Source organism: Cyanobium sp. A1C-AMD, assembly GCF_024346495.1.
In the GTDB taxonomy this organism is placed as follows: Bacteria; Cyanobacteriota; Cyanobacteriia; order PCC-6307; family Cyanobiaceae; genus Cyanobium_A; species Cyanobium_A usitatum.
In genome coordinates, this window is record NZ_JAGQDB010000107.1 from 1 (window position 1) to 6981 (window position 6981).

9 protein-coding genes and 1 pseudogene are annotated in these 6981 nt (G+C 64.6%); 5 read left to right on the top strand and 5 right to left on the bottom strand.

The genetic code is table 11. From position 1 onward, the window contains the following. Together KBY74_RS12840 and KBY74_RS12845 are read right to left on the bottom strand one after the other, a co-directional pair. Window positions 1–401: pseudogene (locus KBY74_RS12840) on the bottom strand (helicase); the annotation flags it as partial. A 194-nt stretch (window positions 402–595) separates the two neighbouring features. After that, window positions 596–1591 (bottom strand): hypothetical protein, encoded by a 996-nt coding sequence (locus KBY74_RS12845; protein ID WP_254943032.1) that lies wholly within the window; start codon window positions 1589–1591, stop codon window positions 596–598. Between the two features lie 125 nt (window positions 1592–1716). Here KBY74_RS12845 and KBY74_RS12850 point away from each other — a divergent pair, with 125 nt between their 5' ends. From KBY74_RS12850 to KBY74_RS12860, 3 genes are all read left to right on the top strand, one after another. Continuing rightward, window positions 1717–3939: an ATP-binding protein gene (locus tag KBY74_RS12850; RefSeq protein WP_254943033.1), complete on the top strand. Its 2223-nt coding sequence runs from the start codon at window positions 1717–1719 to the stop codon at window positions 3937–3939. A gap of 69 nt (window positions 3940–4008) precedes the next feature. Continuing rightward, on the top strand, window positions 4009–4239 hold the full coding sequence (locus tag KBY74_RS12855) for a hypothetical protein (protein WP_254943034.1): 231 nt from the start codon (window positions 4009–4011) through the stop codon (window positions 4237–4239). Window positions 4240–4247: 8 nt separating this feature from the next. Continuing rightward, complete coding sequence (locus KBY74_RS12860; protein ID WP_254943035.1) at window positions 4248–4628, top strand: type II toxin-antitoxin system PemK/MazF family toxin; 381 nt, start codon at window positions 4248–4250, stop codon at window positions 4626–4628. A gap of 31 nt (window positions 4629–4659) precedes the next feature. Here the strand turns inward: KBY74_RS12860 and KBY74_RS12865 are convergent, their stop codons facing one another. The 3 genes from KBY74_RS12865 to KBY74_RS12875 all read right to left on the bottom strand — a co-directional run bounded on the left by KBY74_RS12865 (window position 4660) and on the right by KBY74_RS12875 (window position 5946). Beyond that, window positions 4660–5022 (bottom strand): AbrB family transcriptional regulator, encoded by a 363-nt coding sequence (locus KBY74_RS12865; RefSeq protein ID WP_254943036.1) that lies wholly within the window; start codon window positions 5020–5022, stop codon window positions 4660–4662. A 90-nt stretch (window positions 5023–5112) separates the two neighbouring features. Continuing rightward, on the bottom strand, window positions 5113–5289 hold the full coding sequence (locus KBY74_RS12870; RefSeq protein WP_254943037.1) for a hypothetical protein: 177 nt from the start codon (window positions 5287–5289) through the stop codon (window positions 5113–5115). Window positions 5290–5343: 54 nt separating this feature from the next. Next, the gene (locus KBY74_RS12875) at window positions 5344–5946 is read right to left on the bottom strand and encodes a thermonuclease family protein (RefSeq protein WP_254943038.1); all 603 of its coding nucleotides are present in this window, start codon (window positions 5944–5946) and stop codon (window positions 5344–5346) included. Window positions 5947–6132: 186 nt separating this feature from the next. Here KBY74_RS12875 and KBY74_RS12880 point away from each other — a divergent pair, with 186 nt between their 5' ends. Both KBY74_RS12880 and KBY74_RS12885 read left to right on the top strand, forming a co-directional pair. Beyond that, the gene (locus KBY74_RS12880) at window positions 6133–6420 is read left to right on the top strand and encodes a hypothetical protein (RefSeq protein WP_254943039.1); all 288 of its coding nucleotides are present in this window, start codon (window positions 6133–6135) and stop codon (window positions 6418–6420) included. A gap of 47 nt (window positions 6421–6467) precedes the next feature. After that, the gene (locus KBY74_RS12885) at window positions 6468–6695 is read left to right on the top strand and encodes a Nif11-like leader peptide family natural product precursor (RefSeq protein WP_254943040.1); all 228 of its coding nucleotides are present in this window, start codon (window positions 6468–6470) and stop codon (window positions 6693–6695) included. Window positions 6696–6981: the final 286 nt, after the last annotated feature.

A 6981-nucleotide genomic window follows, 5' to 3' on the forward strand; every position in this document is an offset into this window, starting at 1 on the left:
AGCGCCTTGCGCAGTGGTTCAAGCTGGTAGGCCTTGACGTCGATGCCGGCCCTGTAGGGGGCCTGGAACAGTTCGGCGTCGGTGGCGGTGACGCAGTTCCAGCGCAGGGTGTTGAGGTAGGCGGCGAACTGTTTCGGTTGGTCAAAGCCCCGCTGGGCCACCGCCTCCCAGCTGCTCTCCCCAAGCACCTCAAAGTCGATCTCACTGCTCAGAAATACTGTGAGGCGCTGACCGATGGCGTCGTCTTCCATGCAGGCCAGGGTCACGACCCTGTCACCCCCATCCGCCACCTTGCGGTGCATGGGGGGCTCCACCTCTTCCACCAGGTAGCGGCGGGTACGGCAGCGCACAACCGAACCCGGCTTGAGCCTGGGGCTTGGGCTGGTGGCAGCCGGTTTCATCAGTCAGCTCCTTGCGATGCGTAGCTCACTGGCGGTAGCGGCGGCGGTGGCACCGGGGGCACCTCCTACTGCTGTCAGTCTGCACCTAACAGAAGCCAGGTTGCAGTACTTCGACAGCACTTGCAGCCTTGGATTTGAGAACTATGCATAGCCTGCATAGTTCGAGGTTTCCAGCTGTTGCGGGTAGTGCCCTTTCACTGCGCCTTGCGGTGTGTCGCAACATCTCCCCCGCCAGCACCCACCCCTTCTTCCAACGACCCCTCCAACCCCAGCAGTGCCCCAGCTCCTCGGGCCACCGCCCGGAAGGCGCGGCGCTGGATCACCCGCAGCGTTGCCTTGGCTGCCGCAGGTGCCTGCAGCTCCTGGGGCAGCAGCAGCCACAACTGTTCTTGCAGGAAAAGCCCATCGGCAACCGGCACCAGACCCTGCTCCTGCCACCAGCTCCTGGGGGCTAGGGCCGGGCAGAGCGGCACCGCTACAGGCCGCTGCTGCAGCTGCTCTAGCCAGGCCTGCGGGTCCTGCCAGACCCGCGAGGCGCGCTCCAGGTTGCAGAAGCAGGGCTCCAGCTCCCCATGCAGCAGGGGCATGATCTGGGCAGCGGGCAGCAACACCTGCTCCTCCCACACGTCAGCCCAGCGCTGATGGGCCACTAGCTGCAGCGGCAAGGTTCCCAGCGGCAGCACCTGCACTCCCGGCCAGTGCGGCAGTTCACCGCTTGCCAGCTCCTGGTTATGGCAGAGGGAGGAGACCAGCGCTCCATCGAGCACGCCCTGGGCCACCAGGGTTGCCCAGTCGCCGGCGGGGTGAAAGCAGGGCGGCACCTGCAACACCCCGGGCAGCCCAGCAAGCAGCGACTGGTGCAGAGCATCGGTGCCCAGCCGCAACCGACCGTCTTCTAGGCGATGGGCCCTGCTGGCCAGACGCAGGAAGCGCAGGCTGCTGCTTCCTCCCCAGCGGCACACCTGGCGGGGGCCACGCGCTGGTTGGAGGCGGAACTGCTCGGCCAGCTCCCAGTAGCTGCGGCTCACCGTGGTTTGGTGCATCGATAGGGAGCGGGCGGCGCGCATCTGACTGCCGCTGACTTCCATCAGATCCAGCACGTGCAGGTTGAGCAGCATCTCGGGCGGTCTGTAGGACTTGCGCCGTCGCCGCGCAGGCGGCACAACGGCAGCAGAACGCTGGATTGGCACGGCAGCGCGGCAGCAGAACGGGGCAATCAGCCTTGCCCTTTTCCAGCTCCCGTCCACCCTCCTTCCCGCGAAGAACCCAGCCGGCTGAAACCCCCTGCCAGCACTGAGCCGGCTGCACCAGTTGATTGGCGGCTGTTGCCGCGGGCCGCAAGGGCCAGCAACCTGCAGCAATGGAGCCCCTGCGCTGTCACCTACTAATCGGCCCGCCCGCCAGTGGCAAGAGCACCACTGCCACGGCGCTCGCCCCTTTGCTTGCAGGGCCTGAGGGGCAGCCGGCGGTGGTGCTCTCGACCGATGCGATCCGCGCTGAGGTGTTCGGCGATTCGGCCGTTCAGGGGCCCTGGCCGTCGATCCAGCAGCGGCTGCATGAGCGGCTGATCGGTGCGGTGGCAGCCGGCATGCCGGTGATCGTGGATGCCACCCATGCCCAGCGGCCCTGGCGGCTGGCGATCACCCAGCAGCTGGCCATACCCAGGCCAGTGGAGTGGATCGGCTGGTGGCACTTCACACCGGTGAGCACCTGCCTGCGCTGGAACGAGAAACGGGAGCGCCCCGTTCCCGTCCCGGTGATTCGCCGCATGGCCGCTGCCTTGGCGGATGAGGCCTTTGGTCCGGGGCGGGCGGAAGGCTTTGCCTCGGTGGTGGCGGTGCAGCCCACCCAGCAGCGCGACCTCACTACTTATTTACGTAGCGAACTCTCCCGTCTTACCCGCCGCATCAGCGCGGCCTGCAATCGCCAGCACCAGCTGCTGCTCCACGGCCACTCGCGCCTGCTTGATCTAGAGCGGCTGCTCTATCTGCTGCAGCTCCTCGCGGCGCACCCCGATCTGGCGACAACCGATCAGGGCAGCCGCGAGGCCCTAGAAACGCTCGTTTCACCGCTGCCCAGCGGTGAGCTGCCCCAGCGGGCGGCCGCCCTGCTGCGCACGCTCCATGGGGTCTGCTACGGCGATGCCGAGGCTGTACGCCGCGATCTGAGCTGGCTTGAGGGCCAGGGCTTCTTCTCCGCCACCCCCGTGACGACGGGGATTCAGCCCCTTCCCCTGCTGGCTGCCACCTCTGAGGAGCAGGCCCCCCGCAGTGGCGGTGTCCATGGCGGTCAGCCGCCAATGGCTGATGCGGCGGTGTTTGTGCGGGTGATGACCCTGCTGCGCCATCTGCTGCAGACGCCCTTTGACCGGCCGGCGGAAGGTCCGGGGGCACTGGCGATGCAGCGGCATCTGCTGGAGCGTCTCGCTGAGATCCCCGGCGGCCATGGCTCAGGTGAGCTGGCGACGCTGCGCAAAGACATCGAGAAGACCCTCACTCCCTATGGATTTCGGCTGCACCACGACAACCCACGCCATGGCTACTGCCTTGGCACCGCCCTGCTCTCAGCGCCGCGGCTGGTGGAAATCCATGGGGTGGTGCAACACGCGGCCCAGCGGTTGGGGGATCCGACTGCGCAGGATCTGCTCGATGAGTTGGAGCAACGTCTCAGCTGGGGCGGTATCGAGGTGACGGCCACGCCGGCGTTGCGCACCTATCTCGATGGCGCCCATCCCGGTGCGGAGACCCTGCAGCGGGGCAGCCTGGCCGAACCAAGGGAAGCTGAGCGGATCGAGACGGCGATCCTCGAGCACCGGCGCGTACGCCTGCTGCGCCTGGGGACCTCCTCCGATCAGGGCAGGGGTGAGGAGATCCGCGCCTGGCCCCTGCAGCTGGTCTTCTCAGCGGGGCTCTGGCACCTCGCCTGGGAGGACGACGCCATCGGCCGGCCCCATGGGTTGCTGCAGAGCGAACGGCTGGAGCAGCTGGTGTTCCTGCAGGCCGAACCGCGGGGTCGCCGCAACGAATCCGACCACAGCACCGCGCTTGCCAGGTTGCAACGGCTGCTTCATCACTGCGGTGGCATCGAGCTGGGTGATGACCTCACAGCCCAGGAGGGTCTCTGCCAGCCCAGCAGCGAGCAGCGCCGCCGCCAGCTGCAGACCCTGCGCCTGTCCTGCAAGAGCGAGGCCTACGCCGCCATTCGCCAGGGACAGCTTCCCTTCTCCCTCGACCAGATCCGGCTGGAACGGCCGGCTAAGCAAGCAAAGCCCAGGTCCGCGGCCCAGGGCACCACAGCCGACTGGGTGCATCCAGAGCTGGCCCAGATGCTGACGCCCAACCCCAGCGGGGACAGCCATCCCCATCCGGTGGAGATCGACCTGCCGCCCTGGATCCTGGCCCGCGGCAGCGCGCTGCGCCGCTGGCTCTTTTCCCACGGCAGCGCCCTACGCATCGAGGCACCGGAGGCCTTGCGGCAGGAGCAGCAGGGCCAGGCGCTGGAGATGCTGGCTTTGGCTCAGCGACGCCCAGGCAGCTGAGCTTGAACGTGGGATTGGGCTTACCGTTGAGGTGTGGCTCCGTGTTGTCAGCGCAGGCCACCTGCCGCCATGACCCCTGCCGATTACGCCACTGAACAGCCCGAGGCTCCCTTCTCCGTGCGCCGCAGGCAGCGCGGGGGACGACGGATCGTGCAGGTGAGCAGCTCGCTCAGCGCTATGGATGCTCTGCGGGCACGGATCCGTTCCCAGAGCAAAGCGGTGGCAGAGCACATCGCCACCGATCTGGATGCCCGTGCCTTCATTGCCGACTGGGCCACGCCTGAACCCCTCAACCGCTGAAGACAGGCGTGGACTTGAGGGCTGGGCAGATCATCACCGTTGATTGGCGCAAAGATCGAAACGACCCTGGGCTGGACCCTCAACCTCCGAACCCCAACAAGCTCCGGCCAGCTGTCGTCGTGCAGGACTGCGAGCTGTTTGACCCTGCCTATCCAACAATGCTGGTGGTGCCGATGACTGGCGACCCCTCGCTGGCGATGGCCGATCTGACTGTCGTGCTCCAACCCAACAGCACCAACGGCTGCAGGAAGGTGAGCTATCTGCTGCCACAGAACCTGACCTGTGTGGCCAAGACTCGCATCACAGATGCCACCGCTTGCTGCGTGACTCCCACCGAGCTGCAGCAACTCCGCCAGCTGGTTGTGTTGGTGATCGGTGGCTTCTCTTGAAGAGCGGCAAGGAGCTCAACCGAGGAGCAGCTCACTCCTCTTCTGTGCTGCCCAGGGGGACGAGCTTGATCTGCTTGCGGCCCAGCTTGATCTCGAACTCATCGCCTGGCTTGAGGTCGAGCACGGCTGTGTAGGCCTTGCCCACCAGCAGGTTGCCGTTGCCCTGAACAGTTGCGACATAGCTAAGGCTGCGGCCACCCTTGCCCCGGCCGGCGCTATCGGCGCCGAGGCTTACACCCTTGGCACCGAGCAGGGCCTCATAGAAGGATGTGAAGTTGAGGCGCTCCGTGCCATCTTTTTTGGTGCTCACATAGCCGCACTCACGAACGAGCTCGGACTTGGAGACATCGCCTAGCTCCTTGACCTTGGCGAGCAATTCGGATCCGGTAAGCATGAATTCAATGGAATTTCCTTGAAAGTACCAATCCCCTACAGGTTGTCCAGTGGGATCAAGCAAAAGAAAAGACCTTGATTTGACGAATGATCAGCCTTCTGCTGCTGGCGTATCTGCAAACAAGGGGCCGAGCGGCACCACGGCGAGCGTGCCTTGCTCCATCACTTGCAAGCCAGGCGGGTTGGCTTGCTCTGGCCCATAGACCTCAGCAGCTGGAGCATCTGGGCCAAGCGGTAATGGGTTCTGCCGGTAACGCAGGCGTGGCATTCCTTTGATCTGCAGCCATCTATCAGCTTGCTTTAGCTGCTTGTTGTTGGCTGTTCAGCGCCGCAACATTTCGCAGGCCTCTCCATCATCATTTCCGTCCAGGTAGCTATGCCCCTGGCGCAGCAGCTCTTGGGCGCGGTCATAGGAGCTGATCTCGCTGCAGCGGTAACGGCGGCCGCCCGGGGTGGTGCCATCAGGGATGACGGCTGAGCGGCGACCTCGCCGGAAGTCCCAGGGCCGGGTGATGCCGCCCTCCACCTGCCAGACCCCATAGCGCCGCCGGCTGGCACGGTATTCCGCGTCCAGATACTCCTTGGCGTTACACCCACTGAGGTACTGGCGGTAGGCAAAGGCTTGGCCGTCATCCACCATCGCCAGGTTGATGTTGATCTCTGAGATCACCTCGGCCACCGAGCGGCCATAGCGATCGGTGGTTTTGATGTTGAGGTTTACCTCCCGGCCAATGGGCAGGCGCTGCTGCAAATACGTGCGGGCCTGCTGGCCGTAGGGAGCTTGGGCGCTCTCAGGTGCATCGATGCAGGCCAGCCGCACGGTGAGGGCCTTGCCCGCCTGGCGCACCCGGATCGTGTCGCCATCGCCGATGGAGAGCACGGTGGCCTTGACGCCCTGAGCGACTACCTCGCTTGGCCAGGCCAAGGCCGCCAAAGCGAGTACACCCAGAAGAAACGTTCTAGCCATTGCCGGAGTTTGCACCGGCAGCCTTTTCATGCGGTTCCTGCATGACTTGGTTGCAGCTGGCTGATCTGCGCCAATCTGTCTGTGTCTATGCCTCAAAAGACGTTGGGCCGCAATCAGTTGCTTCTTGCCTGCGCGATTGCAGCTTTGGCGGCAGGAAGTGCCCTAGCCCAGCAGCCGGTGCAACCGCTGCCCAAGGTTGGAGGTTGCCCGCTTGGCTACTACAGCTCTGGCGGCTACTGCGTCCCCAGCTCCGGGGGCAACACCCGTGGCACCATTGAAAAAAGTGGTTCTGGCTGCCCGCTGGGTTTTTATTCCTCTGGCAACTACTGCCTCAGCAGCCCCAGTAACGAGCGGGAAGCGATCCAGAAAAGCGGCAAAGGATGCCCCCTTGGTTGGTATTCATCTGGTGGGTACTGCGTCAAGAGCCGTTGAAGCCTGTCCTGCCGGCAGTTCTATGTTGCAGATCTTGCTGAGCTGCCGTGCCCCAGAGTGAGTTGTTGCGGTTTCTGGCCCAGGTGAGGGCTGATCCAGCCCTGCGGCAAATGATGGCCGATGCCCTTACCGCTGATGAGGTGTCGCTGCTGGCCCAAGAGCGGGGCTTTCTGGTCTCTGGCAGCGACATCCTGCGCTTCCACGGCCAGTCGGCTTCTGGTATCCGCATCAGCCGTATCGATCACCCTGGCGAATATCCCGGCCGCTACTACTGAGCGCCCTTTAGCCCGCAATCTGCTCATACAAAAAAAAGCCCATGAGGAATACCTCAAGGGCGCTGACTATGAACATTCCAATGGCGGTTGATAGAAGCTGCTGACGTTGGCACCTGGGGCCATGCATTCCAGGTGTGGGGCGGATGGTCCTCCTGAGAGCACCTGTGGCGGTGCGGCTGGAGTGTCGATCAGTCGGGCGCACAAGGTGAGCGGCATTGGGGAATGCTGCTCTCTTGCCCGGCTGAACGACCCGCTCACGGATAGGTAAAGACTGTTGGAGCAGGGG

What these genes read in the sequence shown, in the direction of transcription:
- KBY74_RS12870 (WP_254943037.1), bottom strand. Translation starts at nt 5,289, where the DNA reads ATGCCACGCCTGCGTTACCGGCAGAACCCATTACCGCTTGGCCCAGAT.
- KBY74_RS12865 (WP_254943036.1), bottom strand. Translation starts at nt 5,022, where the DNA reads ATGCTTACCGGATCCGAATTGCTCGCCAAGGTCAAGGAGCTAGGCGAT.
- KBY74_RS12855 (WP_254943034.1), top strand. Translation starts at nt 4,009, where the DNA reads ATGACCCCTGCCGATTACGCCACTGAACAGCCCGAGGCTCCCTTCTCC.